Raw genomic sequence first — 26,185 nt, forward strand, 5'->3', positions numbered from 1 at the left:
TTCACCCCACCGGCTCGATGACGTCGGACAGGATGCGGCGCAGCCGGGCCACGCCACGCGACGCATGGGAGCGGGCGGTGCCCACCGGGCACCCCAGCGCCTCGGCGACCTGCTTCTCGGGCAGGTCCTGGTAGTAGCGCAGCACCACCGCGGCCCGCTGCCGCGGCGGCAGTTGGGCCAGCGCGGACTCCAGCTGCGAGCGCTCCGCCACGGCGGCGGACACGTCACCGGCCGCGGGCAGGTCCGGCAGCTGCTCGACCGGGCGCTCGCCCCACCAGCGCCGCCGCGCCGAGCGCGCCGCCGCCCGCGCCAGCACCTTGCGCACGTAGGCCTCGGGGGCCTCGTCGGCGATCTTGGGCCAGACGAACCAGAGCTTGACCAGGGCTTCCTGGAGCAGGTCCTCGGCCCGGTGCCGATCGCCTCCCACGAGCAGACGGGCGAGGTGGAAGAGCGCCGACCAGCGAGCCGCCACGAACCCGTCGAACCCTTCGGCTCGACTCTGTTCCACACGCACCGTCCCTGTTCCGACCAGCCCCCTACACCCAGGGAAAGACGTTGGGCACCCCGTCACGATGCAGTGCACCCTTGTGATCCGGGTTACATCGGACGCCGGCCGGCCGGTCCCCGGGCGGACCGGTCAATCCACGGGCCATGTGTGCGCGGGCGCGTTGAGATGCATGTAGTCCATGTACGTGGTGGTCATCCGCCGCAGTGCCTCCCGGCGGTCGGAGGTGGCGGACTTCTCCAGGTGGTGGACGGTCTCGGCCTGCCACAGGGCGCCGTTGCGGGCGGTGACGCAGCGCTGCTCGATGATGCCCAGGAGGGGTTCCCGCCAGGCCGCGTCCATGCCGGCCAGTTCGAGGCCCCGGTGCGCCTCGGGCAGCAGACGCCGCAACACCAGCTCGGTGACCGGCACTTCGCCGCTGCCTGGCCAGTACAGCCGGGCGTCGATGCCGTCGCGGGCCGCGGCGTGCAGGTTCTCCTCGGCGACCGCGAAGGACATCCGGGTCCACACCGGCCGGTCGTCGTCGACCAGGGCGCGCGTCAGGCCGTAGTAGAAGGCGCCGTTGGCGATGATGTCGGCCACGGTGGGTCCGGCGGGCAGCACCCGGTTCTCGATGCGCAGGTGCGGGCCGCTGTCGGTGACGGCGTAGACGGGCCGGTTCCAGCGGTAGATCGTGCCGTTGTGCAGGGTCAGTTCGCCCAGCTCCGGAACGCCGCCGGTGTCGAGCGTCCGCTGCGGGTCCTCGTCGTCGCACAGCGGCAGCAGCGCAGGGAAGTAGCGCACGTTCTCCTCGAACAGATCGAAGACGCTGGTGATCCACCGCTCCCCGAACCACACGCGGGGCCGTACGCCCTGGGCCTTGATCTCCTGGGGGCGGGTGTCGGTGGCCTGCTCGAAGAGCGGGACACGGGTCTCGCGCCACAGTTCCCTGCCGAAGAGGTAGGGCGAGTTGGCGGCCAGGGCTGTCTGGACGCCCGCGACGGCCTGGGCGGCGTTCCAGTAGTCCGCGAACTCCTTGGGCGCGACCTGGAGATGGAACTGGGTGCTGGTGCAGGCGGCCTCCGGGGTGATGGCGTCGGCGTACATCGACAGGTTCTCGACCCCGTCGACCCGGATCCGAAGGTCCTCGCCGCGTGCCGCGAAGATCTGCTCGTTGAGCAGCCGGTAGCGCGGATCGCCGGACAGGGCGGTCTCCCCCACGTCGTCCTCGCCGAGGGTCGGCAGGATCCCGATCATGATCATGTGTGCGCCCAGGGCCGCCGCGCGCTCCTCGGCGTGGTTGAGGGCGTCGCGGATCTCCTGCTCCCAGGCGCCGGGACCGCCCGCGGTCAGCTGCCGCGGCGGGATGTTGATCTCCAGGTTGAAGCGGCCCAGCTCGCTCGACCAGGCGGGGTCGGCGATCGCCTGGAGCACCTCGGTGTTCCGCATCGCCGGCCGTCCGTCGCCGTCGACCAGGTTGAGCTCGATCTCCAGCCCGACCTGGGGACGCTCGCTCTCGAAGCCGGACTCACGCAGCATCTGCGCCAGCACGTCGAGACACGTGTGCATCTTGTCCCGGTAGCGACGCCGGTCCTCGCGCGTGAACACCAGGGCGGGTACGTCACGTCCCATGGGCCCTCCCGAGTCCCCTCGGCGGTCACCTCTCGTCCCAGAGTCGCACTTCGTGCGGTTCCCGGACAGTTGTCGATCGGCGGTGCCCCGGGACCGCGGGCGAGGCACGGCCCTTTGGTCGCAAAGAGCGATGATTCGGCTACTTCGAGTGAGATACCTCGCTCATCGCGGTCAGCCAGCGGTCAACCGGGCCAAGGCTGATCAATCCGCTGCCCGCTCCGGCGAGTTCACCCGTGGCCGGGGAGAGGCAGGTGTGCAGCCGGGCCAGTGTGGTGCGGTCGCCGAGTTCCAGCGCGACCGCGGCCTGGAGGCAGCACAGCGCCTCGTAGAGCAGGTCGGCGGGCGGTTCCGGTGCGGCGTGCAGCAGCTCCGCCGCGTCTTTGCGGGCGCCGGTGCGCAGGTGGACGTACGGCTCGATCCATGGGCGATACGGGCCCCAGTCGTCGTCCGGGTCGACGTGTTCGGCGGCCTGCCGCGCCGAAGTGCGGCCGTCCGCCAGGCGCAGGCAGAACCGGGTGAGGGGGACGAGGCCGTGCTCGACGCCCGGCATGCCGCAGCCCCGCAGTCGCTCCGCGGCGGCCTCGTAGGCGGCCTCGGCCCCGGGCGTCCACCCGGTGGCGGCCAGCCGCAGTGCGCCGTACCACTGGGTGAAGACGCCGACCAGCGGCCGCTCATGGCGCTCGGCCAGCCGGTCCGCGGCGGCGGCGTGTGCGTTGGCGGCCGTGAAGTCGGCGAGCGCGCTGCGGGCCTGCATGCGGATGAGACGGCCGAGCACCTCGAAGTTCTCCAGGCCGTGGCGTGCCCCCAGTTCGACCAGTCGCGCGCCGATGGTGTCGCGCCGCGCCGCGAGCCCCGCGCGGGTGCAGGACTGCATGAAGGCGCCGTTGAGGGCGAACGCCAGCAGGGTGGGGTCGTCCAGGCTGCGGGCGATGTCCTCCGCCTCGCGTGCGGCCTGCGGACCGCGCGGGGAACGGGTGCCGCGCATCTCCAGGGCGACGGTGGCCAGGAGCCTGCCGCGCGCCGCGGCGTGCGCGCCGCCTCGCGGCAGCGCGGCCAGGGTGCGCTCGGCGGCCGCGACGATCTGCCGCGCCTGCTCGGGGTCGTCGCCACGGGTCCAGATCGCGGGGACGTCATAGGCGCCGATGACCCGTGCCGTCAGGACCGGGTCGCCGAACTCCTCCGCCGCGGTCACGGCCGCGAGGCGGTGCTCCTGGGCCGCCCGCAGGCCGCCGCCTCCGGTCACCGCGAGATTGCGGACCAGCTGGACGGTGGACTCCAGCCGGGCCCGGGCGCCCGCCGCGACCGTACGGTCGTAGTCCGTGGCCACCTGGGTCCACAGTCGGGCCGCCGCGCTCTTTGGCCCGGCCGGGAGGGCGAGGCAGGGGTCCTGCGTGAGGATGTCCGCCTCCAGGCGCCGCAGCCCGGGCCCGGGGTCCACGCCCAACTCCTCGGCCAGCATGGTCCGGGCCCGGCGCAGCACGGCGAGCGCGTCCGCCTGACGGCCGGTGCGGTACAGCGCGAGGGCCAGCAGCCGCCAGCCCTCCTCCCGCCAGGGATGCTCGGCCACATGGGCGTGGAGGTCGGGTACGGCCTCGGCCGCCGGGCCCAAGTCCAGCCGGGCCCGGGCCCGTTGCTCCACTACGCCGAGCCGCAGCTCGGACAGGCGGGAACGCTCGCCCCGCGCCCAGTCCTCGTGCGCGAACCCGGCGTAAGCGGGGCCGCGCCACAACTCCAGTGCCGCGTCGAGCTGTTGGAGCGCCTGCGCGGGCGGCAGCTTGGCCGCGTCGGTGACCGCCGCCTCGAACCGCCAGGCGTCCACGGCGCCCGGCGCGGCGCGCAGCGCGTAACCGGGGCCCTCCGTCACCAGCAGCCGGGCCGGTGCGCGGGACGGGCGGTCCGGTTCCAGGGCGCGGCGCAGGTCGGCGACGAAGGTCTGCACGGCCCCGGCGGAACCCGTGCCGGGCTCGTCCCACAGGTCCTCGACGAGACGGGCGAGGGGGACCACGCGCCGGCGCGCCGTGATCAGCCGGGCCAGCACCGCCCGGTGCCGTGGGCCCTTGAGCGGCAAGGCGTCGCCCGCGCAGTCCCAGGCCGTCACCGGCCCGAGCACACCGAAGGTGATCGGCTCCATCCTCGCCTCCCGCGCCTGCCTCACCGGCCACAGTACGTGCTGATCGGATGCTGATTCGCGCGCGGGACGCTCGTCGTGCCCGCCCCCAGGCGGCGGCCCTCGACACCGACGAAAGCAGCGCACCGTGACTTCCCGCACGCACTCCGCGACATCCGCATCCGCCGAGCCCGTCGGCATCCACGGCTTCGAGCACCACCGCGTCCAGGTCGCCGACGGGGTCGCACTGCACGCCGCCGTCGGCGGCTCGGGCAGCCCGATCGTGTTGCTGCACGGCTTCCCGCAGACGCACCTGATGTGGCGCCACGTCGCGGCCGACCTCGCGGCGGACCACACCGTGGTCTGCCCCGACCTGCGCGGTTACGGCGCCAGCGACAAGCCCGCCGACACCGACGGGTCGGCCTACAGCAAGCGCACCATGGCCGCCGACGTCCTGGAGCTGGCCCGCGCCCTCGGCCACGAGCGGTTCGCGCTGGCCGGGCACGACCGCGGCGCCCTGGTCGCCTTCCGCGCCGGACTCGACCACCCGGCCGCCGTCACACATCTGGCCTGCCTGGACGTCCTGCCGACGCTGGACATGTGGCAGGTGATGCACGGCGTGGACGCCGCGGTGGGCTTCCACCTCTACCTGATGGCCCAGCCGCCGGGCCTGCCCGAGCGGATGATCGCCGCCGAGCCGGATCTCTTCTTCGGTCACTTCCTGGACCTGTGGGGCGGTGGTCCCGAGACGATTCCGGCCTCCGTGCGCGCCGCGTACCTGGACGCCTGCCGCGCGGCGGTGCCGTCGATCGTCGCCGACTACCGGGCCTCCGCCCACGTCGACCTGGAGCACGACCGGGCCGACCGGGACGCGGGCAAGGTGCTGACGATGCCGGTGAACGTGCTCCAGCAGGACTGGGGCGCGGCCCTCGGCTTCGACGCCCGCGACCTGTGGTCGCCCTGGGCTCCGCAACTGGCCCACCGCACCGTCGGATTCGGCCACTTCATGGCCGAGGAGGCCCCGGAGCAGGTCGCCGACGAACTCAGGAAGCTGCTCGCGCGCTGAGACCGTCTCCGGGCACGAACGCGAAAAACGTTACAGGCGCAGCCGGGGTAGACTGACGTCGCCTTTGAGGACCACGTCGTGCCTGGTCGCACGGCTTCCACAGCGAGGGGGGTGGACGCCATTCCGGCTCGCCCCGCCCGCATCCAGGACGTCGCAGCCGCCGCCGGCGTCTCGGTGTCGACGGTCTCGAACGTGCTCAACCGCCCCGAGCGCGTCAACGCGCGCACCGCCGAGCGGGTCCGCGACGCGGTCGCGGCGCTCGACTACGTGCCCCATCCGGGCGCCGCCGGACTGCGCACCGGACACTCGTCCTCGATCGGCCTGGTGCTGCCCGACGTCACCAACTCCTTCTACGCGCGCATCGCGAGAGGTGCCGCCGACGCAGCGTACGACCACGGCTATTCGCTCGTGCTGTGCCACAGCGGGGACGCACCGGAGCGCGAGCAGGGCTACTTCACCATGCTGGTCGAGCAGCGGGCCCTCGGCGCCGTGGTCGTCCCGCTCAGCGCGGACCCCAGCCGGCTGACCCGGCTGCGCGAGCGGGGCATCCCGCTGGTCCTGGCGGACCGTGCGCTGCCGGCCCAGGAGGGCTGCTCCGTCTCCGTCGACGACATCGGCGGCGGCCGGATCGCCGTACAGCACCTGCTGGACTGCGGGGCCCGCGACATCCTCGTGGTGAACGGCGAACGCTCGATACGGCAGTGCGCCGACCGCTACCAGGGTGCCCGCCAGGCCGTCCGAAGCCGGCGAACGGCGCGGCTCGACCAGGTGGTCGCCGAGGAGATGACGGTGGCGTACGGCCGGGAGATCGCCCGCGGTCTGACCGACCTGCCCGACGGGGTGTTCTGCACCAACGACTTCCTCGCGGCCGGACTGTGCCGCGGGCTGGCCGAGCGTGATGTGAAGGTCCCCGAGGACGTGCAGGTGGTGGGATACGGCGACCTCGACATCGCGAGCTTCGTCGGTACGACCCTGACCACGGTCCGCCAGCCCGTCGAGGACCTCGGCAGGGCCGCCGTCGAGATGCTGCTCGACGAGGTGGAGGCGCGCGCCGAACACACCCATGAGACAAGGGTGTTCGCGCCCGACCTGGTCCTGCGGGACTCCACCCGGTCACTGCCCGGCGTCTGATTCCCGCACCTGGAGCGTCACCGGTCCCAGCAGTCCGGAGGGCCGCCGGGAGGGGAACGCCCAGGCTGTCGGGGTGGCTTCGGCGAGATACGGGGCCAGGGTGTTGTGGACGGTCACCTCGATCCGCACGCTGCGCCCGGCGGCACCCGGCAGTGGGAACCGGTACGGAGCGCAGAACGCCTCGCCGACCGGTGCACCGTCGACGGCGACCGCGACGCTGCCCCGCACCTCCCCCAGGTCGAGCACCGGGTCCGGCCCGTCGGGCACCTCGACATCGCGCGCGTAGGTGACACCGCCGCTCCAGCTGCCCAGTCCCAGCGACCGCCACTCCCCCAGTGGAAGAGGGGCGGGCGCGGTGCGGACGCGCACCGGTCCGCGCCAGGCGGAGCCGCCTCGCAGGACGGCCGTGGGCTCGGTGACGACCTCGATCTCCGACGGCTGCGCAAGAGGCTGATGGAGCGTCAACATCTGTCCCTGGAGAGGCCGTTGAGCGCCGTCCGCGATCCGCACCCGCGCGGGCAGCTCCAGCGGCAGGTCGAGTGCGACGGTGCCGGGCGGGACGGTGAAGCGGAAGCGCTGTGCGCTCTCGCGGACGTCGTCGGTGGAGCGCAGCGGCAGGACGGGAGCGCCGAGCGCCGGGGCGCCGGTGAGCCATTCGGTGTCCGGCAGCGGGTGCGGCCGTACGGCGGCGTGGCAGTGCTGCAACTCCCCCCACCGGCCCTCGTGTTCGACGGTGCGCCCGCCCCACTCCCCCGTCGCGGCCTCCCAGCCGGCGCCGCTGACGAGCGCCGTCACCTCGGGCCCGCCGGAGGCCACGAGGTCGACGAACACCGCGTCCCGCGCGCGGACGCTGTCGGCCACGACGTCGAGCACGTGCTCGCCCGCCGCGAGGGCCAGTTCGTGCCGGAAGAACATCGGCACCGCGCCCCAGGCGGACTCGTAGTACTCGACCTTCTCCTGCCGTGCCACGACCGCGCCGTCCAGCAGCACGGTGACACCGGCCGCGGCTCCGACCACGAGCACCGCCCGCGCATCGTCACCGGCGTGACTCAGCCGGCCCCGGTAGGTCACGCCGCCGTCCGGCCGTACTCCGTCGGGCAGGCACATGAACCGGGGGCGCGGCACGAACCCGTCCGGGAGGGTCAGGCAGAAGTAACTGCCCAGCGGGGCATGGGCCTTGGCGGAGATCGCGGACGGGCGGTCCTCGGTGTCCGACAGCTCGTACTCCAGGACGTTGTACCGCTGCTCCACCTCCACCCGGGCGGTCGCCAGGTAGCCGGTGCCGGTGGCCGTCCGCTCGCCGTTCCACCACACGCGCTTGACCGCCTCCGCTGCGACGTGCAGGTCGGCGGGTCCGCGGTGGCCGGTCTCGACGACGGTACGGACCCGGGCGACGGTTCCGGGCCCGGGCACCGGGACCCGTACGAACTCCTCGGTCACCAACCCCTTGTTGCCCAGCAGTCCTTCGGGGTCCGGGGTGCCACGGCTCGACGAGAACAGCGCCACGGTCCAGCTCTCGTCCCAGGGAGCCAGGGGCAGCTCCCCGGCCAGGACGCGTGCGGCGGACGCGCGGTCCAGCGGGTCGGGGGCCTTCGCGGCGGGCACCGGCGGCAGGACGCGCACCCGGTTGCCGTAGGTCGCGCGCGTCTGCTGCCAGTCGGCGTCGGGAGCACCGGACTCGGTCCAACTCATGGTCCAGATCTGCGGCTCGTCGACGGACGTCCCGCCGGGCAGTGCGAGGTCGCCCCAGGTGTTGTCCATGGTGGGGACCAGCCGGCCCTGCCAGCCGGTCGACAAGTCGACGGTGACGATCGGCTCGGCCGGTTGGGCCGGTGCCGGGGGTGGCGGGGTGCCTTCGCGCCATACGAGGAGGGCCGCGGGGGCGCCGTCCAGCGGCACCTCCACGGTCGAGGCGCCGTCGGCGACGGTGACGCGGGCGGGGCGCCGGGTGCCGGTCGCCGGGTTCCAGACCTCGGCCTCGGCCACCGGGGCGCGCACGGTGACGGACCTGGTGCGGGCGTAGCGCGCGGGGTCGATGTCGTGACGGCCCCTGGGCGGATGCGTACGGGCGTCGGGGAACGCGCCCGTCACCAGGGCGATGGCCGTCTCCCCCTGCCGCCTGACGAGGAGTGGCACGTCGCCGGTCGCGTGTCCGGCGGCGTCGGCCACCGCGAGCGCCGCGGCCTCGGCGTCGCTCGCCCGTTCCAGCCTCGGATGAGCAGTCAGCGCCGATACGACGGAGTCGTCTCCGCCGCGTCCGGCCGCGGTCGCGGGCGGGCGGCCCACCGCCACCACCCGGCCGCCGGCGTCGAGCAGTTCGGCCAGCCGGCGGGCCGTGTCCTCCTCCAGGACGCTCACCGAGGGCAGCAGTACGGCGGTGTAGGCCAGGTCGCCGATCCGCAGGGCGCCGCCGGCGGCCGTGGCCCGCTGCACCGAGGCGTCGTCGACGACGTCGAAGGAGACGCGGTGCCGGTCCAGCGAACCGACGTGCGGCCGCAGCCAGTTGTTGGTGCCGCACAAATCCAGGTAGTGCCGCTGCGTCTCGTCGACGTCGGCGTGGGCCTCGCCGAGGCGGCCGTCGCCGAAGTGCTTGACGGGGGCGTCCAGCGGGATGAGGGCCTGCATGGTGGCGGTGGGGTGCAGGACCGCGACGTCGGCGCTGTAGGTGCCCCACGACATCAGGGAGCAGATCCGGGCGACGGCACGGGAGAAGGCCGGGTACTGCCGCCAGTAGGGCTGGCGCCAGTCGGTGGAGGGCGGCGCCCACTCGAACCAGCCGCCCGCGGTGCCGAAGTAACTGGCGTGCGGGTTGTAGAGGTTGGCGCCGCTGCGCAGGAACGGCAGCAGCCAGTCGTAGGTGTCCTCCAGGGTGCCGCCCCAGCCGGAGGAGTGGAACGCCTCGATCCAGACGCGCTCGTGTCCGTAGAGGTGGGCCATGGAGGAGTGGACCTTGGAGTCGCCGTGATGGTCGCTGCCCGCCGCGCCGTACCAGCGGTGGGTGCGGAAGTAGTCCGAGTAGATCTGGGTGGACTGGGCGGGGAAGCCGGAGCGCGCGGGGTGGCTCTGGTCGCAGCCCAGGAGCATGCCGCGCTCCTCGTGCCAGGCGGCGAGGGGCTTGAACAGGGCCTCTTCGGTGAGTTCGGCGCGGACCGCGTAGTAGTCGGCGCGGATCTTCGCCGCCTGAGCGCTGTCCGAGATGTCGGTGGTCCGGTGGAACAGCGCGGGCAGGTGGTCCACCAGGTCGTAGCCGCGGCGGGCGCGGAAGGCCTCGGGGAAGCCGCGGCCGAAGGCGTTGGTGCCGGGCAGTTCGTCCTGGAAGCTGCCCGCGACGACGTTGCCCAGGTAGGCGGGGACGCGGCGGTCGAACTCGTGGTGGACGGCGTCCATCAGCAGGCCGACGGCCTGCGGGTCCAGGTAGTCGAAGGCCGTGGGGACGGCGGTGACGAGCTCGACCTCGGTGCCGTCGGCCGCCTCGATCCGCGTGCCGGTGACGGTCAGGCGCCGGCCCTGCGTCGAGTAGGCGCCGACGAGGGTTTGCGAACTCCCCAGCGGGACCTCGCCGTTGGAGAGCCTCACCCGGTGGGAGCGCAGGGCGAGCCCGGTGGCCTCGGGGTGCCAACGGGTGACGCCTCCCTGGACGTTGGCGCCGGAGAAGCCGATCTGGTCGTAGAACCACAGGCGTGTGCCCAGGTCCTGGGCGATCTCGCAGGCGTCGGTGAAGCGTGCCCACCACTCCTCGCCGAACCAGGCCGGTTCGTCGGCCCGGGCGCCGAAGCTCGGCCCGGCGGGCGCCAGGTTGATCACGACCAGGTTGTGGATGCCGCCCTCGGCGAACCGGCGCATCTGCCAGGCGAGCCGTTCGCGGGTGACTCTCGCTCCCGACCACCACCACAGCGGGGTGGGGCCGAAGTCCCGGGGCGGGTCGTCGAACAGCTGCTGCAGCGCGGAGGAGATCACGAATACGGTCCTTCCGAGTACGGCTGAGGCACCCTCACGGATCAAAAACGTTTTACACAGAACGAGTCATCGACCACCTGGAATGTTGGCACCGGATCCGAAAGGCGGGAAGGAGGCTGTCGCGTCTTCCTGCAAATGGGCGCATGAGGGGTTGTTGGAACGTTTTTCTGCTCCTATATTCACTGCGCATCGGCCTCAGCGCCGCGACGTCCCCCTCCGCTCGGCCCCTCCCCAGACGACGGAGTCGCATCATGGTCCGAACCCCGACTGCTCCAGAACGCTCGGAACAACCCATCCCCTGGCGCCTGTGGAAGGTCGCGGCCCTGTCCGGCATGGCCTCCTATCTCGACGCCGCCCTCATCGTCAGCATCGCCGTCAACCTGGCCATCTACCGCGACAGCTACGGCATGGGCGTGTGGATGGCGGGCGCGATCAGCGCGATCGTCACAGGCTGTATCGCCGTCGGTTCCCTCGTCGGCGGCCGGCTGGCCGACATGTTCGGGCGCCGCCGCGTCTACAACTGGGACATCTTCTGCTACGCGGTGGGCGCGGTCGTCATCACCCTGGCGCCGAACGACATCGTGCTGTTCATCGGAGTACTGGTGGCGGGGCTCGCCGCGGGTGCCGATCTGCCGACCTCCCTGGCCGTGGTCTCGGACGCGGCGCCCGCCGAAGGCCGGGCGCGTCTCGTGTCGTTCACGCAGGTCATGTGGGTGGCGGGCATCGTCGTCGTGATCTTCCTCGGCTATCTGCTCTCCGACACGGGCATGACCGGGGCGCGCATCATCACCGGCCATCTGGCCGTCGCCGCGCTGGTCACCTGGCAGCTGCGCTCCCGGCTCCAGCTGGCCGACGAGCCGTCGGACACCGAGGTGGCCGAGGAGGCGGCCGCGCTGGCCGCCCCGCGCGGCATCGAGTGGAAGAACGTGCTCAACCGCGCCGCGCTGCTGCCGATGGCCGCGACCTTCGCCTACTACGTCACCTGGGGCATCGGCGCCAACACCTTCGGCCAGTTCGGCACCTATCTGCTGGTCACGGTCAGCGGCGCCTCGCAGAGCCTGGCCACCGGGATCAACCTGGCGTTCCTCCCGATCGCGCTGGTGCTGACCTTCGTCTTCGTCCGCATCGCCGACACCCCCTGGCGCGATCGGATGTTCTACGTCTTCACCGTCGTGCAGATCATCGCCTTCTGCATCGCCTCCTTCACGGCCGGCGCCCTGACCGGCATGCTCGTCTTCTTCGTGCTCTACCAGATCTCCAACCCCTTCGCGGGAGAGGCCAGTTACAAGGTCTGGTCGCAGCTCACGCTGCCCCCGGACACCCGCGGCACCACACAGGGCCTCACCTACGCCCTGTCGCGGGGGGTCTTCGCCGGCGTCGCCTTCGTCACGCCGGCCCTGATGGAGTACAGCGCCTCCGCCCTGCTCTGGGCGATCACCGCCTGCATGGCGGCGTCGGCGGTCGCGGGCGTCTACATCGTCCGTGTCCTCATCCGGCGCACCGCCGGCGTCCCGCACACCCCGACGGACCTGCGGGTGGCCCCGACCTGAAGCGCAGCAGACCCCGCTACCCACGAGGAGCACCGCCCATGACCACCGCCGAACACCCCACACCCGTAGCGGAGTTGCTGCCCCCGGCGCGTCGCCGCCACACCCGGATCGGCCTGGTGGCCGGCGGACTCGGCACCTACTGGCCCCAATTCCCAGGACTGCTCCCGCAGTTGCAGGAATCGGCCCGGTACGTCGCCGAGCGGCTCGGGAGCATGGACACAGAGGTGACGGACGTCGGCTTCATCTCCGACGCCGAGGAGGGGGCGGCCGCCGCCGAGGAGCTGCGCAAGGCCGACTGCGATCTGATCGTGCTGTTCCTGACGACGTACCTCACCTCCTCGATGGTGCTGCCGATCGCCCGGCGTGCGCACACCCCGGTACTGGTCATCGACCTCCAGCCGTCCGAGCGGATGGACCACGCCTCCTTCGACACCGGGGCCTGGCTGGCCTACTGCGGACAGTGCCCGGTGCCCGAGGTCGGCAACGTCTTCCGCCGGGCCGGCATCCCCTTCCGGTCGGTCTCGGGCTGGCTGCGCCAGGAGTCGGCCTGGCGCCGCATCGAGCAGTGGATCCGCGCCGCGCACGTCCGCGCCGCGCTCCGGCACGCCCGGCACGGCCTGATGGGACATCTGTATCCCGGCATGCTCGACGTCTCGACCGACCTGACGCTGCTGCCCACGACGTTCGGCTCGCACGTGGAGGTGCTGGAGTTCGACGACCTGCGGCACCGCGTGGAGCGCGTGACCGAGGCGGAGACCCGCGACCGCATGAAGCTCGCCCGGCAGGTCTTCACCCTCGACGACAGCGTGGTCGACGAGGACTTCGCGTGGGGATCGACCGTCTCCGTCGCCCTCGACCGGCTGGTGGAGGACTTCGGCCTCGACACGCTCGCCTACTACCACCGCGGGCTCGACGGCGAGCTGCACGAGCGGCTCGGCGCCGGCATGATCCTGGGCGCCTCCCTGCTCACGGCGCGGGGCGTGCCCGCGCCCGGCGAGTACGAACTGCGCACCAGTGTCGCCCAGTTGGCCTCGCAGAGCGTCGGCGCCGGCGGCTCGTTCACCGAGATCCAGGCCCTCAACTTCGAGGACGGCGTGGTGGAGATGGGCCACGACGGCCCGGCGCATCTGGCCGTGAGCGCCCGCGACCCGCTGCTGCGCGGGCTGGGTGTCTACCACGGCAAGCGCGGCTGGGGCGTCAGCGTGGAGTTCGACGTCCAGCACGGCCCGGTCACCCTCCTGGGACTCGGCCAGGACGCCGACGGCAGCCTGTCCTTCGTCACGTCCGAGGGCACCGTCGTGCCCGGCCCGCTGCTGGAGATCGGCAACACCACCAGCCGGGTCGACTTCGGCCGTGATCCCGGCGAGTGGGTCGACGCGTGGAGCGCGACGGGCGTGGGCCACCACTGGTCCCTCGCGGTCGGCAGCCACGCGGCCGACTTCCGGGCCGCGGCGAGCCTGCTCGGCATCGACCACCGGGAGGTGTGAGCGGGCCCCGCGCATCCCTCATGACGCCTGATCGGCGCCGGGGCCCTTCGCCGCCGGCGCGCGTTCCGCCGTGAGCCTGATGCACGGCCCGTCCCACGGCAAGGCGCCGCGGCGCCGCGGGGTCCGGTCGGGAAGGTGGGCAGTCCGTCGCCGTAGACAGGGCGGCGGCCCACCGTCCCGAGGAGAGCTTCGTGCGCCTGCACCCCGTCGCGGCTGCCCTGGCCTCGTCCGTCCTGCTGGCCTCGCCGGTCCGGGCGGAGTCCTCCACCCCCGCCGTGGCCGAGGCCGCGCGTGCCGTGGCCGATCCCGCCGCCTACGTCAATCCGTTCGTCGGTACGGCACCGGGCGGCACCGACTTCGGTCACGGCGGAGGGGCCGGGAACACCTTCCCAGGAGCGTCGGCGGCTCTGGGCGGGGTGCAGTGGAGCCCCGACACCGTCACGCACCAGCACGGCGGCTACGCGTACAAGGACAACCGGATCCGCGGCTTCAGCCTCACCCACATCTCCGGCGCGGGCTGCGACGACTACGGCAACGTGCCGTTCATGCCGCTCACCGGCCGCCCGGACCCGGACCCCGCGGCCCGCCACGCCACCTTCTCGCACGCCAACGAGCAGGCGTCGCCCGGCAGTTACGGCGTCACCTTCGACAACGGCATCCGTACGCAGATCGCCGCCACCCAGCGCTCCGGCATCGCGCGCTTCACCTATCCCGCGGACGACGCGCGGCCGGCCGGGCTGACGGTGGACGCGGGACGGGCGTTCAACAAGGCCACCGGGGACATCAGCATCGGCACGCGCACCCTGTCCGGCTACACCGACAGCGGCGCCTTCTGCGGTTCCACGAACCGCTACCGCCTCTACTTCCACGCCGTCTTCGACCAGCCCTTCGCCCACGCCGAGCACCTGGACGGCAAGGCGTCCGGCGCGTACGTCTCCTTCGCGCCCGGCACCCGTACGGTCACCGCCCGGGTGGGGGTGTCCTTCGTCGACCTCGACGGCGCCCGCCGCAACGCCACCGTGGAACAGGGCAGCGGCTCCTACGACTCCGTCCGGCAGGCCGCCCGCAGTCGCTGGAACGAGTGGCTGGGCCGGATCGCCGTCACCGGCGGCACCGAGACCCAGCGCCGGATCTTCTACACCGCGCTCTACCACGCGCTGCTGCACCCCAGCGCCTTCAGCGACACCGACGGCCGCTACCGGGGCATGGACGGCCAGGTCCATCGCACCCGGGCCGGGCATGTGCAGTACGCGAACTTCTCCGGCTGGGACGTCTACCGTTCCCAGGTCCAGCTGCTCGCCCTGCTCGCCCCGCACGAGGCCTCCGACGTCGCCCGGTCGATCCTCGAACAGGGCCGTCAGGGCGGTTACTTCGACCGGTGGACGCTGGCGAACGGCGGCACCCGCGTCATGGTCGGCGACCCGCTTCCGGCGATCGCCGCCGCGATCCACGCCTTCGGCGGCACGGACTTCGACGCCGCGGCGCTGCTGCGCACGGCCGTGGCGGGCCGCACCGACGACCGGCAGCGGCCGGGGCACGAGCTCTACGACAGCCTGGGCTACATCCCGGCCGGCACCAAGGGCGTCTGGGGCACCGCGTCCACCACGCTGGAGTACGCGGTCGCCGACGGCGCGCTCGCCCGCCTGGCCGCACGCCTCGGCGACACGGGCACCCAGGCGACTCTCAACCGCGCCGCGGGCAACTGGCGCCACCTGTTCAACCCCGCGACCGGCTACCTGCAGCCCCGCGCCGCCGACGGTACCTGGCCCGCCTTCACGCCCGCCCAGCGCACCGACTACGTCGAGGGCAACGCGGCCCAGTACACGTGGATGGTCCCGCAGGACCTGCCCGGGCTGTTCACCGCGATGGGCGGCAACGCCGCGGTCGCCTCGCGCCTGGACACCTTCTTCACCGAACTCAACGCGGGCGCCGAGAAGCCGTACGCCTACCTCGGCAACGAGCCCTCCTTCGGCACCCCTTGGGCCTACGACGACGCAGGGCGCCCCGACCGCGCCCAGGACACCGTGCGGCGCGCCCTGACCACCCTGTTCGCCGACCGCCCGGACGGCCTGGTCGGCAACGACGACCTGGGCGCGATGTCCTCCTGGGCGGTCTGGGCCAGTCTGGGCATGTACCCCCAGATCCCGGGCAGCTCCCAACTCGCCCTGGCCAGCCCGCTGTTCCCCGCCATCACGGTGCACCGCGGCAACGGTGTCACCCTCAGCGTCCTCGCCCCGGACGCGTCGACGGCGCGCTCCCGCGTGCGCTCGCTGGACCTCGACGGCCGCCCGGTCACCACTCCCTTCCTCCCGTCCGCGTTCGTGAGCGAGGGAGGTGTCCTGCGCTACCGGCTGACCGCCCCGTGAGCGGGCCACCGGCCGCGGATTGGCCCGCGACGGGGACCTGGCCCGCCTGAGACGCTGCGGCTCCCGTGCCGTGAGGAGTCGCCATGCAGGTAGCCGTCGTCACCTTCGACGGATTCAACGAGCTCGACAGCTTCATCGCCTCCGCGCTGATCAACCGGTGCCGCAAGGACGGCTTGGAGGCGTTCATCACGACGCCCACGCCGGTGGTGACGTCGATGAACGGCGTCGAGGTGACCGGGCAGCGCCCGCTGGAGTTCGTGACCGAGGCCGACGTCGTGCTGATCGGCAGCGGCGTGCGGACGCGGGACGTCGTCGCCGACGACCGGCTGATCTCCCGGCTGCCGCTCGACCCCGCGCGGCAGCTGATCGGCGCGCAGTGCTCCGGCGCGCTGGTGCTCGCCCGGCTCGGCCTGCTGGGCACCATGCCCGCCTGCACGGACATCAAGAGCCGGCCCTACGTCGAGGCCTGCGGCGTCACCGTGCTGGACGCGCCGTTCCACGCCGAGGGCAGCATCGCCACCGCGGGCGGCTGCCTGGCCTCGCAGTACCTCGCCACCTGGGTGATCACCCGGACCCTGGGCGAGGCCGCCGCACGCGGCGTCCTGGACTACGTCGCTCCGGTCGGCGAGAACGAGGAGACGGTCGAGCGGGCGTTTCGCGCCGTCGGCGCGGGCGAGGCGCAACGCTGCGCGGCTGAGGAGGCGCCGGTCCGGTCAGCCGGCCGCGGTCGCGACGACGAGACCGGAGCCGATCAGTACGACGCCCGTGACCCGGCCGAGCACGCGCCGGGTCCGCGGCCTGCCGAGGAGGTGCCCGGCCCTGGAGAGCCACCCGGCCGTCCTGGCCTGGCGGGCCGCTCTCCTGCAGCCCGTCGATCAACTCGCCGAGCAGGCACAGGAGTTCGCCGCGGCTACCGGTGTCTCAGGCGCGCAGCTGGCGCAGGGCGCGGGCGGCGGCGTGGGCTCCGCACATACCGTGCGCGCCGGCTCCTGGTGGGGTGGCCGCCGAGCACAGGTAGTGGCCCGGCACCCCGGTGTCGTAGGGCTGGAGGGTGGGGCGGGGGCCGAAGACGAGGCGGGAGACGCTCGTGGCGCCGGTCATGATGTCGCCGCCGACGTGGTTGGGGTTGTACTCGGCGAATCCGGGCGTGGTGCGCACCGCGGTGCCGACGATCCGGTCGCGGAAGCCCGGTGCGAACCACTCGATCTGCGCGGTGATCGCCTCGGTGGCGTCGCCGGTGTAGCCGTTCGGGACGTGGGCGTAGGACCACACGGGGTGGACGTCGCCGGCCGACCGGGAGGGGTCGGCCAGGTACTGCTGCCCCACCAGGACGAACGGGCGCTCCGGCATCCGTCCGGCGTGGATGTCCCGCTCCGTGGCCGCGATCTCGGCGTACGTGCCGCCGAGGTGCACCGCGCCCGCCCGGCGCGCCGAGTCGGACCGCCAGGGGACGCCGCCCTCGACCGCGAAGTCGACCTTGAACGCGCCCGGGCCGTAGCGGTAGCTGCGGTAGGCGCGGGCGATCCGGGGCGGCAGCAGATCGCCGAGGATGTCGGCCAGGGCCGTGGGCGCGACGTCCCAGAGGGTCACGTCCGAGGGCGGGAGCTGCGCCGCCGAACGCACCCGGATCCCGGTCTCGATCGTCCCTCCCAGCTCGATGAGGAGCGCCGCCAGCGCGTCGGTGATACGGCGCGAGCCGCCCACGGCGACCGCCCAGCCGTAATGGTGTCCCGCGGTGATGATGCCCAGCCCGACGCTCGCGGTCAGCGGCCGCTCCAGGGGGTGGAACGCGTGCGCCGCGACGCCGGCCCACAGGGCTCTGGCCTGCTTTGTCCTGAACACCCGCGCCAGCAGCGACGCGGGGGCGAGTGCGGGAAGGCCGAAGCGGGCGAGGTGAACGGGGTGCCGGGGCAGGCGCAGGAGCGGGCCCATGATGTCGTCGGCGAAGGTGCCGAACGCCGCCGAGGGGCCCTCGAAGAGCCGCCGCCAGACCTCGCCGTCGGGGCCGAGACCGGTGGCGGTGGCGGTCACCGAGCGGTGCAGCGTCCCGGCCGTGCCGCCGTCCAGCGGATGCGCGCAGTCGATCTCCGGCCACGCCCAGCGCAGGCCGTGGCGATCGAGGCCGAGCTCGTTCAGGAACGACGAGCCCACGGCCATGGGGTGGATCGCCGAGCAGTGGTCGTGCAGCAGGCCCGGCAGGATCGCCTCGCCGGAGCGGGTGCCGCCGCCGATCCGGTCGGCCGCCTCCAGCACCGTGACCCGCACGCCGGCCCGGGCCAGCGCGACGGCGGCGGCCAGGCCGTTGGGCCCGGCCCCCACGACGGTCGCTGTGGTCATGACGTGCCGCCTTTCCGGAGATCCCCACCATGCCTACGGGGCACGCGCCTCCGCCACCGGGCGCGCGCGTGTCGCCGTAGGTCTAACGCGCGACGGTGTGGTCGTCCGGGCCCGCTCCCTTGCGGGCGGCGTCGCTCTCGCGGCTCACCTCGTGGTGCCGGCCGTCGGGGCGCGGCAGCGGCTTGAGGTCGACCTGGATGCGGTGCGTGTTGTCGCGGCTCACCGAGCCGCCCAGCCGGGCCTCGACCACGCCCAGACGCAGCCCCGCCCCGCCCTCGCCGGCCCGGTGGAACTGCACCGAGAACTCCAGGCTGACCTGCTCCACGCTGAACCGCCAGTCGCTCTCGGCGCCTTCGGCCTGGGCCCGCGCCAACTCCGCGCGTACTGTGCCGATGGCCTCCGCGAGACCGACAGGTTCCGTATCCCCCATGTCAACACACCGCCGACTTCCGTAAATTGGCCGATCAAACCTGGTCATAAGTCTAGGGACCCACCATGCTCCGCGCGTAGTGTGAGGCGGCATGGGGGAACTGCGTGCGGACTGGAGGCTCAGGCTGCGCCGCGGGGGCGCCGAGGGCCCCATCTGCGGCGCGGGCGTGCTCATCGACCAGCACACGGCGCTGACCTGCGCGCACGTGGTGGGCGAGGACCCAAGCACCGTCATGTGGCTGGAGTTCGCGGAGAACGACCGACTGCGGCCGGTGGCCGCGCGCGTGATGCCCGGCGGCTGGCTGCGGGAGAGCGGGAGCGGCCAGGACGTGGCCGTGCTGCACCTGGAGAGCCCGCGCCCGCAGGCGCGCCCCGCCCCGCTCGAAACCGAGCTGTGGGGTGGCATGGAGGTCTACACGGCCGGCTATGCGGAGGGGTTCGACGAGGGCATGAACCTGTGGGGCCGCATCGGCGGCGCCAGCGGCGAAAGGGTGCAGCTCGACGCGGTCACCAAGTCGGAGGTGGTACGCGCCGGGTTCAGCGGCGCCGCCGTGTGCACCCGGCCGCGGGAAGGCTCTCCGACCCGTGTGGTCGGTATCGTCGTCAGCTGGCGCGGCGACCTGAGCCGGCCCCTGCCCGAGGACAACCGGGTGGCCTTCTCCTATCTGCTCCCCATCGACCGCATCGCCGAACTCTCGCCCGTGGTGAAGGAGTTGAGCAGCCCGCATGCCTGGGATCACGCCTTCGAGGAGCGGCTGATCCAGTGGTTCGAAGACCCGGACGAGGACCCGGTGAAGATCACCGTGGTGGCCCCGGACAGCGGCAAGGACCGCTCGCTGCGCCATCTGCTGCATCGTGCCCACGTCGTGCACCGCGGCGGCGGCAGCAGACCGGACCTCGCCGACCACGCGCTGGACCACATCGACCGTACGGCCGGTGAATACCTGGCGTACTGGGACTGGTTGCGCGGCACCAAGCCCCAGCCCGAGCGGGTGGCCGACCGCGCGCCCGCGCACCCGGTCACGGTCCTCGTCGACGGCCTGGACGAGGAACCGCAGCCGGGGCCGCTCATCGAACTCCTGGCGAGATTACGGGTGTTGAACTTCCGCCTGCTGCTCGTCTTCCGGCACGAGGGCGGCACCGGCTGGAGCGCGGCCCGGGACGAACTGCTGCGGCCCGCGCTGCTCGGCCACGCCGACACCCTCATCGGCCTTCTGGAGCGCGCGGAGTTCGGCGCCGCGGTCCGCCGCGACGTCATCGACAGCGCCTCCCTGGGCTCGGTGACCGAGACGGCCGACCTGCGCCGGGCCGAGCGCCGCAGGATCGACGGCGTGAAGGACCCCCATCAGCAACTCACCCGGCTGCGCAAGCTGCTCAGGACGCTGCGCGCCGACCTGAGCCGCCACGGAGAACTGTGACGAGGTGCCCGGTGCGGCCCGGGCGAGGGAGGAGGACGACCGGAGGATGACCACCTGCCCGCACCGGCACTTCGACGGAACCGCCTGCACCGGCACCGTGCTGCCCACCGGTCACTGCGCGGTGTGCGGCCGCGCGGAGAACGGAACCGGGCTGCCCGCCCTGCCCGAGGACCCACGCGAACGCGGCCCCCACGACCTGCTCGACGTCCCTGAGCGCGCACCGCGCCCCGCCGAGGAGCGCCTCATCCGGGCCGAGGGGCCGCTGCGCATCCGGATGGCCTGCTCGTCCGCCACCTGCGGCATCGTCTTCGCCCCGCCCTACACCGAGGGCCCGGTGCCGATCAAGGGCTTCTGCCCGGCCTGCGGCGAGCGTTACTCGTACGAGCCCGAGCTGGCCGAGGGCGACCTGCTGCGCGACCAGTACAAGATCATGGGTCCCATCGCACACGGCGGCCAGGGCTGGGTCTACCTCGCCCGGGACACCCATCTCGGTGACGTCGTCGCCGTCAAGGGACTGCTCAACCGCTACGAGCACGACGGCGCCCGGCTCGCCGACGTCGAGCGCCGCAACCTGGTCGCCATCCGCCACCCCCGCATCGTCCAGATCCGCGACTTCGTCGCCCGGCGCGACGACCACCATCAGGTCACCGGCGGCTACATCGTCATGGACGACGTCGGCGACGGCACCCTGGCGAAGGTCGTCGAGGAGACCCGGCGCGGCGAGTCCGTCCTCGACATCGAGCACGTCGCGGCGTACGGCTGCCAGATCCTGGAGGCCTTCGTCCATCTGCACGCGGGCGGTGAACGGGTCTTCGTGTACGGGGACATGAAGCCGTCGAACGTCGTGCATCACGGCGACGGCGTCAAGGTCATCGACCTCGGCGGCATGCGCGAGAAGGGGCAGAGCGAGCCGCCCGCCCATGTCACGCCCGACTACATGGCGCCCGAGACCGGCTCCTCCGCGATGCCCACCGTCGCGCACGACCTGCACACCGTGGGCGTCACCCTGCGCGAACTCGCCCGCTGGGCCGTGGACGGGGTGCCCGGCCTGGGCACCACCTCCTTCTGGTGGGTCGTCGAGCGCGCCGTACGGACCGATCCGGGCCGGCGCTTCGCCGACGCCCGGGAGATGGCCGGCCAACTGCGCGGCGCCCTGCGGGAGATCCGTGCCCTGCGCGGCAAGAGCGACCCGCCCGAGCCGTCCGACTACTTCCGGCCCTCCCCGCAACTGCTGGGCGCCCGGCTCGGCACCGTGCCGGGCATCGAGCACTGGCTGGCGCGCCCGCGCCGCGACCGGTACGAGCCGCCCGTGGCCCCCGCCCTCGACCTCGGCGCCCCCACGCCCACCGAGATCGCCGGGTGCCTGCCGGTGCCGAGGCGGTTCCCGGGCGACCCGCAGACCGCCCGGTTCGAGGTGAGCAGCGGTTACGACCCGGGCCAACTCCTGGACCAGCAGGACGAGAAGCCGCGCTCGGTGGAGATCTGCCTGCACAACGTACGGGTCCTGCTGGGCCGGAACACGCTCGCGGACCTGGAACGGGCCCAGGAGGAGCTGGACATCGCGGACTCCATCCCCGGACCGTCCGCGGTACGGCGGTGGCGGCTGGAGTGGCACCGCGCCCTGCTCGCGCTGCGCGGCGCCGGCCTCGCCGACGACCCGCGCCGGGCCTCCCAGGCCCAGAGCCATCTGATCCAGGCCAGGAACCACTTCCTGCAGGTGCACTTCGAACTGCCCGGCGAGTACGCGCCCAAGCTGGCTCTCGCCTACTGCGGGGAGCTCCTCGGCGACGACACCGCCGGGCCCAGTGCCAAGGAGCTGTACGAGGCCGTGTTCGCCCGCAACCCCGCGCACGGCGGCGCCGCGCTCGGCCTGGCCAGGCTCGCGCTGCGCGCGGGCGACCGCCGGGCGGCCCTCGACGTGCTCGCCCGGGTCGGGCCCGGCACGCTGGACCACACCGTCACCCGGATCGCCTCGGTGCGCATCCGCGCGGCAAGGCTGCCCGGGGACGGTGATCCGCTGCCCGCGCCCGGCGAGGTCGACGCGGCGCTGGAGGAACTGCACGGCCTGGTCGGCCGGAGTCCGGGCGCCGGCGAGCCCAGCCTGTCCGAGGACGAGGCGCTGCGCCTGGGCACCGAACTGCACGAGTGGAAGCTGGACGCGCTGCACAGCCTCGGCGACCGGCCCGGCCCGGCGGGAGGTGCCGGACGGCTCGACGCCCGCCGGCTCAGACGCCTGAGCGGCCCGGAGCGGAAGCTGCGCCGGGAGTTGGAGTCCCGCTACCGGCAACTGGCCGTACGCCACCGGGAGTCGGCCGCCGCCCACGAGCATCTCGTGGACCTGCTGCACGCGGTGCGGCCGCAGACCGTGTTCTGACCGCACGGCACGACAGCCCGCAGGACGGACCGCACGGCTTTCAGACCGCAGCACCGGTGCGCGGTACGGCGACGAAGGGGAAGGAGCGGTGACGCAGGAGATGAGCAGCCACACCCGGCCGCAGCCGGGCATCCGACTGCACGTCGATCTCGAGGGCGATCTGCGCCCGCACCGCAACGTGAAGATCGAGGCCCATCTGCAGGTCGACGTGGCCGCCGACGGGGCCCCCACCGATCTGCCCGCGGTCGAGCTCGCGGTGATCATCGCGGTGGACGTCGCCGAGTCCAACCGGGCGGCGGTGCACGCGCTGGCGGCCGCCCTGCGCGCCCTGCCCGACGGCATCTCCTTCACCCTGCTCGGCGCCGGCCCCGAGCCGAGACGGTGCTACCCGCTGGGCGACGACGAGTGGGCCGTCGCCAACCAGTACGAGCGGCGCCGGGCCGCCTTCGTCGCCAGCTCGCTCCCGCTGCACAAGGACGGGCCGCGGCCCGCCGGTTACGCCACCTGGGCGGGCGCCTCGCGTGCCCTGCTCGCCGGCCGCCCGCTGTCCGTGCAGCATCTGGTGCTGATCACCGACGGCAGCAGTGCCGAAGGCGAGAGCCCGGCTGGAGGAGGAACTGGACGTCTGTGCCGGGCAGTTCACCTGCGACGTGTTCGCCGTGGGCACGGACTGGTCTCCCGACCCACTGCTGACCCTCGCCGAACGACTGCACGGCACCGCCGAGTTCGTGGACGACGGCCTCGCCCAAGCGATCACCGGTGCCATCCAGCGGCTGCGCCGGGTGCACACGCCGCAGTTGCCCATCGAGGTGACCGTGCGGCCCTCCGTCCGCCAGGTCTCGCTCACCGAGAAGGCGCCCCGGGCGCACCGCCTCGGCGGGCTGCCGCAGCCCGGCCGGCCGCACCGCTGGAGCTTCCCGACCTACCAGTGGGAGCAGGGCCGCCGTGACTACCTGCTCACCCTGGTCACCGACGCCGACGCCGACCCGCTGGAGACGGAGCTGCAGTTCGCCATGGTCGCCGTCGGCGAGGTCCACGCCCCCGTCCTCGCCCGCTGGCACCTGCCCGACCGGTCCCCGCCGCACGCCCCGGCGGGCGGCGACAGCGTGCGCAGCCTCAATGTCACCGCCCGGATGCGCAGCGCCCTTCGCCAAGGACTCGTCGCACTCGAGGCGCGGCAACGGGACACCGCCGAGAACCACTTGGGGCAGGCCGCCCGCCTGGCGGCAGAGCTCGGCAAGGAGTGGGTGCTGGACGAGATCCGCACGGTCGCCGACATCGAGGACGCGGCCGCGGGCCGGATCCGGCTGCGCACCGTCGACGCCGGCACCCTGGCCCCGATGATCCTGCGCGCCGGATCCCGGCCCGGCGGGCCGCTGACCGAGGCCGTCGGGGCGCGGCCGGGCCCGCGCTGCCGCGCGTGCCGCACCCCGGCCGGGAGCGAGGCCCGTTACTGCATCACCTGCGGAAAGAAGCTGCTGTGACAACCGGACGCGCCGTCTCCTGGCGCCGATACTCGCCGGCCTCCTTATGGCGCCGGCGGCTGAGCCGTTGGCGCACCCGCCGGCTCCTGGAGGCTCACCTGCTGATCCTGTTCCTGTGCGCGGCCGTGGCGGCCACCGCGCTGTTCTTCTCCTACCGGCAGACCCAGCGCGGCGCCGTGGCCCTCGCGTCGCGGGAGGCGCCGGCCGTGCAGGGGCTCGCCGGCTCCCGGCTCGCGGCGCTGCGCTCGTACCAGGAGGCGGAGGCCCTGCTGCGGTACGGACTCGTCGACGTCGCGGGCTCGGGCGAGGCCTACCGCTCCCAGCTCTCCGCCGCCGACCAGGGCCTGTCCCGCATCGCCGACCGCACCGACCAGGACCTCGGCACCGTGAACGGTCTGCTCGCCACCTACGGCAATTCGCTCAACCTCGGCACGTCCATGTACCGGGACCAACGTCTCATGCGGGAGCTGAAGTTCCAGGAGGCGAAGTCGCTGCTCGTCCGCGACAAGGTGGGACTCGCACCCCGGCTCAAGAGCCTCCAGCGGACCCAGATGACCCAAGCCAGGCACACGGCCGCCGTGGGAGCCTGGCAGCGCGCGGGCTGGTGGCTCGCCGAACTCGCCCTGGCCGCGCTCGCGTCGACCCTGCTCTCCGCGCTGTTCGTACTGCGCGACCGCTGCGGCCGCGACTGGGACCCGTACCTGCTCGCGGCCCTCGCCCTCACCGTGGCGCTCGCGGTGGTCCCGCTGATGGCGACGTCCACCACCGAGCACGACCTCGACGGGGCGCTGAAGGACCTGGGGCAGATCACCGAGGTGTCCGGGCAGATCACGGACGTGCCCCGGATCACCGAGGTGCCGCGGAAGAGCGACTCGGAACTGATCGACGCACAGCAGAGCGTCACCCGGACGTCGGAGCGGGTCCGGCAGCAACTCACCGACGACACCTGGACCGACCGGGTGTACCGGGGCACCTTCGTCGGCGGACTGCTGATCGTCGTCCTGCCCGCGCTGGGTCTCGGCCTCCGGCTCGACGGCGACTACTGGAGGCGACGGTGACCCGCCGGTTCAAGATCCTGGTCCTCATGGTGGTCATGCTGCTGATCGCCGCCGTCGGTGTGGTGGTGGTCTGGACGCAGCACGACGACGAGGAGCCGGTGACCATCCTCGGCACGTGGACCGGGCAGCAGGAGGAGCAGTTCAAGACGGTGCTACGGGGGCTCGGCATCCCGTTCCACTACCAGGGCACCGCGGCCCAGCGCGAGGTGCTGCTCTCCAAGGTGCAGTCGGGCGAGCCCCCGGACGTCGTGATCATGCCGGGCATCGGCGAACTCGCCGAATACCGGGACCAGAACCGCCTCAAACCGCTGGACCATCTCTACGACCCGAAGCAGTACGGCGCGCCCTGGAACGCTGCCGGCACGGCCTCCGGCCACGTGTACTGGGTCCCGGTGAAGGCGGACCTGAAGAGCGTCGTCTGGTACCGCGAGGGCCACCGGCCCGCCAACACGCCCGCGCCCATGAGGAGTTGGTGCATGGGCATGGACGACGACGGCGCCTCGGGCTGGCCCGGAACCGACTGGATCGAGGACCTCGTGCTGCAACGGGCGGGCCCCGGCCTCTATGCGCAGTGGGCACTGAACTCGGGCGGACCGAGGAAGAAGTGGTGGCGGAGTGACCAGGTGCGCACCGCCTGGGCCGCCTGGGCGGGTCTGCTCAAGCAGGACACGACGGCGGCCAAAACGGCCCTGCTCACCGACCATCGTGGCCCCTCGCGCGGCCACGGGCTGCTGTTCGGCGGCGCGCACGGCTGCACCCTGGAGCACCAGGGCTCGTTCGCGCGTTCCTTCTACGGCGAGAAGGACACGGAGCACGCACGCCTGATGGACTCCGCTCCCCTGCTGCCCGGGGGCGCCCGGCTCCGCGCCCATGAGGTGACCGGCGACTTCGCGGCCCTGTTCAGCGGCAGGCCGCGGGCCGCTGAACTGATCCGCAGGCTGTCCTCGAAGGAGACCCAGCAGAAGTGGGCGAGAGTGGCGGGCGTCTTCTCGGCGAATCGCCAGGTGGTCCCGAAGGACCAGGCGGTCGAGCATCAGATCGCCCAGCGGCTCCTCAAGGGCCCGCGCTGCCTCGACGCCTCGGACGTCATGGCACCGGCCGTACGGGACGCCTTCTACGAGGCCGCCCTGCTGACCATGGCCCGGGTCGCCGAGGGACAGGACCCTCATATCGGCACTCTTCTCGGCAATGTGCAGCGGGTGCAGGACGTGTCCACGCAGAACGCCGGGCACGCGGCGCTGCAGACGGTGTGCAGTACCCACTGAGCCGGCCCCAGCAGGCCGCACCCCGTCGCCGCCGGCCGTG

At 73.0% G+C, this 26,185-nt stretch carries 16 protein-coding genes and 2 pseudogenes; 12 read left to right on the forward strand and 6 right to left on the reverse strand.

Features of this window, described 5'->3' with window-relative positions; translation table 11 throughout:
• Position 1: 1 nt before the first annotated feature.
• From ACGFYN_RS12605 to ACGFYN_RS12615, 3 genes are all read right to left on the reverse strand, one after another.
• Entirely contained in the window at positions 2–508 is a 507-nt protein-coding gene (locus ACGFYN_RS12605) for a SigE family RNA polymerase sigma factor (RefSeq protein WP_393865771.1), read from the reverse strand.
• Between the two features lie 129 nt (positions 509–637).
• On the reverse strand, positions 638–2,116 hold the full coding sequence (locus tag ACGFYN_RS12610; RefSeq protein ID WP_393865772.1) for a glutamate--cysteine ligase: 1,479 nt from the start codon (positions 2,114–2,116) through the stop codon (positions 638–640).
• A gap of 139 nt (positions 2,117–2,255) precedes the next feature.
• Positions 2,256–4,247 (reverse strand): BTAD domain-containing putative transcriptional regulator, encoded by a 1,992-nt coding sequence (locus ACGFYN_RS12615; protein WP_393865773.1) that lies wholly within the window; start codon positions 4,245–4,247, stop codon positions 2,256–2,258.
• A gap of 124 nt (positions 4,248–4,371) precedes the next feature.
• Here ACGFYN_RS12615 and ACGFYN_RS12620 point away from each other — a divergent pair, with 124 nt between their 5' ends.
• Positions 4,372–5,289, forward strand: coding sequence for an alpha/beta hydrolase (locus ACGFYN_RS12620; protein ID WP_393865774.1), 918 nt, complete (start codon positions 4,372–4,374; stop codon positions 5,287–5,289).
• Between the two features lie 111 nt (positions 5,290–5,400).
• Positions 5,401–6,420 (forward strand): LacI family DNA-binding transcriptional regulator, encoded by a 1,020-nt coding sequence (locus ACGFYN_RS12625; protein WP_393865775.1) that lies wholly within the window; start codon positions 5,401–5,403, stop codon positions 6,418–6,420.
• Here ACGFYN_RS12625 and ACGFYN_RS12630 read toward each other — a convergent pair.
• Positions 6,403–10,377 carry a glycosyl hydrolase gene (locus ACGFYN_RS12630; protein ID WP_393865776.1) on the reverse strand — a complete coding sequence of 1,325 codons (3,975 nt, stop codon included), beginning with the start codon at positions 10,375–10,377 and terminating at the stop codon, positions 6,403–6,405. The two genes, ACGFYN_RS12625 and ACGFYN_RS12630, sit on opposite strands and share 18 nt — an antisense overlap.
• Positions 10,378–10,628: 251 nt before the next feature.
• On the opposite strand from ACGFYN_RS12630, the gene ACGFYN_RS12635 reads away from it, so the two are divergent.
• The 4 genes and pseudogenes from ACGFYN_RS12635 to ACGFYN_RS12650 form a co-directional block, all read left to right on the forward strand.
• Positions 10,629–11,927, forward strand: coding sequence for an MFS transporter (locus ACGFYN_RS12635; RefSeq protein ID WP_393865777.1), 1,299 nt, complete (start codon positions 10,629–10,631; stop codon positions 11,925–11,927).
• 38 nt (positions 11,928–11,965) lie between these two features.
• Complete coding sequence (locus ACGFYN_RS12640; RefSeq protein WP_393865778.1) at positions 11,966–13,414, forward strand: arabinose isomerase; 1,449 nt, start codon at positions 11,966–11,968, stop codon at positions 13,412–13,414.
• 191 nt (positions 13,415–13,605) lie between these two features.
• Positions 13,606–15,780, forward strand: coding sequence for a GH92 family glycosyl hydrolase (locus ACGFYN_RS12645; RefSeq protein WP_393865779.1), 2,175 nt, complete (start codon positions 13,606–13,608; stop codon positions 15,778–15,780).
• Between the two features lie 83 nt (positions 15,781–15,863).
• Positions 15,864–16,460 (forward strand): annotated as a pseudogene (locus tag ACGFYN_RS12650) (DJ-1/PfpI family protein); the annotation flags it as partial.
• 241 nt (positions 16,461–16,701) lie between these two features.
• On the opposite strand, the gene ACGFYN_RS12655 reads toward ACGFYN_RS12650, so the two are convergent.
• Together ACGFYN_RS12655 and ACGFYN_RS12660 are read right to left on the reverse strand one after the other, a co-directional pair.
• Complete coding sequence (locus ACGFYN_RS12655; protein WP_393865780.1) at positions 16,702–18,117, reverse strand: phytoene desaturase family protein; 1,416 nt, start codon at positions 18,115–18,117, stop codon at positions 16,702–16,704.
• An 82-nt stretch (positions 18,118–18,199) separates the two neighbouring features.
• Positions 18,200–18,547, reverse strand: coding sequence for a trypco2 family protein (locus tag ACGFYN_RS12660; RefSeq protein WP_393865781.1), 348 nt, complete (start codon positions 18,545–18,547; stop codon positions 18,200–18,202).
• 91 nt (positions 18,548–18,638) lie between these two features.
• Between ACGFYN_RS12660 and ACGFYN_RS12665 the strand changes: the two genes are divergently transcribed.
• The 6 genes and pseudogenes from ACGFYN_RS12665 (at position 18,639) to ACGFYN_RS12690 (ending at position 26,145) form a co-directional block, all read left to right on the forward strand.
• The gene (locus ACGFYN_RS12665) at positions 18,639–19,964 is read left to right on the forward strand and encodes a serine protease (RefSeq protein ID WP_393865782.1); all 1,326 of its coding nucleotides are present in this window, start codon (positions 18,639–18,641) and stop codon (positions 19,962–19,964) included.
• Between the two features lie 46 nt (positions 19,965–20,010).
• The gene (locus tag ACGFYN_RS12670; protein ID WP_393865783.1) at positions 20,011–22,338 is read left to right on the forward strand and encodes a tetratricopeptide repeat protein; all 2,328 of its coding nucleotides are present in this window, start codon (positions 20,011–20,013) and stop codon (positions 22,336–22,338) included.
• Between the two features lie 100 nt (positions 22,339–22,438).
• Positions 22,439–22,873 (forward strand): annotated as a pseudogene (locus tag ACGFYN_RS12675) (hypothetical protein); the annotation flags it as partial.
• 49 nt (positions 22,874–22,922) lie between these two features.
• Positions 22,923–23,822, forward strand: coding sequence for a hypothetical protein (locus ACGFYN_RS12680; RefSeq protein WP_393865784.1), 900 nt, complete (start codon positions 22,923–22,925; stop codon positions 23,820–23,822).
• On the forward strand, positions 23,819–24,880 hold the full coding sequence (locus ACGFYN_RS12685; RefSeq protein ID WP_393865785.1) for a hypothetical protein: 1,062 nt from the start codon (positions 23,819–23,821) through the stop codon (positions 24,878–24,880). The genes ACGFYN_RS12680 and ACGFYN_RS12685 overlap by 4 nt, the downstream gene beginning before the upstream one ends.
• Positions 24,877–26,145: a carbohydrate ABC transporter substrate-binding protein gene (locus tag ACGFYN_RS12690; protein ID WP_393865786.1), complete on the forward strand. Its 1,269-nt coding sequence runs from the start codon at positions 24,877–24,879 to the stop codon at positions 26,143–26,145. Before ACGFYN_RS12685 ends, ACGFYN_RS12690 begins: the two co-directional genes overlap by 4 nt.
• Positions 26,146–26,185 lie beyond the last annotated feature (40 nt).

The organism is Streptomyces sp. NPDC048419 (assembly GCF_043200415.1).
In the GTDB taxonomy this organism is placed as follows: domain Bacteria; phylum Actinomycetota; class Actinomycetes; order Streptomycetales; family Streptomycetaceae; genus Streptomyces.